Consider the following 654-nt stretch of genomic DNA (forward strand, 5'->3'; position numbering starts at 1 on the left):
ACATAAAATTTAAAACTATGTTCTCATCCCTAAACGTTACCCTGGCAGAACTCTGGCAAATGCTGCTTACGCATTTATGGCTTTCCGGCCTGGCTTTGCTCGCGGCAGTGGCAATTGCGGTGCCTGCCGCCGTGTTGTTTGCGCGCAGACAGCGGGCAGCGGAAGCGGTATTGCAGTTTACCAATATATTGCAAACCATTCCGTCTTTGGCGCTGCTGGGTTTGCTGATTCCGTTTGTCGGTATCGGTTCGCCGCCCGTCTTGATTGCGCTCACGCTATACGCGCTGTTGCCTATTTTTCAAAATACCTATTTGGGGCTGACCCAAATCGACCAATCGATTCAAGATGCGTACACCGCATTCGGACTATCGCGCTGGCAATCATTGTGGCGGATTGAACTGCCGATGGCTTTGCCTGCCATGATTTCGGGCATTCGCACGGCGGCAGTGCTGATTGTCGGCACGGCAACTCTGGCGGCGTTAATCGGAGCAGGCGGTTTGGGCAACCTGATTCTGCTCGGTATCGATCGCAACAACATGACAATGACGTTTACCGGCGCATTGCTCTCCGCATTATTGGCTGTCGGTGTAAGCGGCATTATCGGGCTGTTGCAGAAATCACGACGCAAGTTGCCGATTATTCTTGCATTGGTGG

The 654-nt window shown here is 52.6% G+C and carries 1 protein-coding gene; it reads left to right on the plus strand.

The genetic code is table 11. The features are described from left to right. Nucleotides 1–17: 17 nt before the first annotated feature. Nucleotides 18–654, plus strand: a 637-nt coding sequence (locus ACTHUR_RS14980) for an ABC transporter permease (protein ID WP_440399395.1), incomplete at its 3' end; no start/stop codon positions are given.

This window comes from Neisseria sp. P0021.S007, from assembly GCF_051956855.1.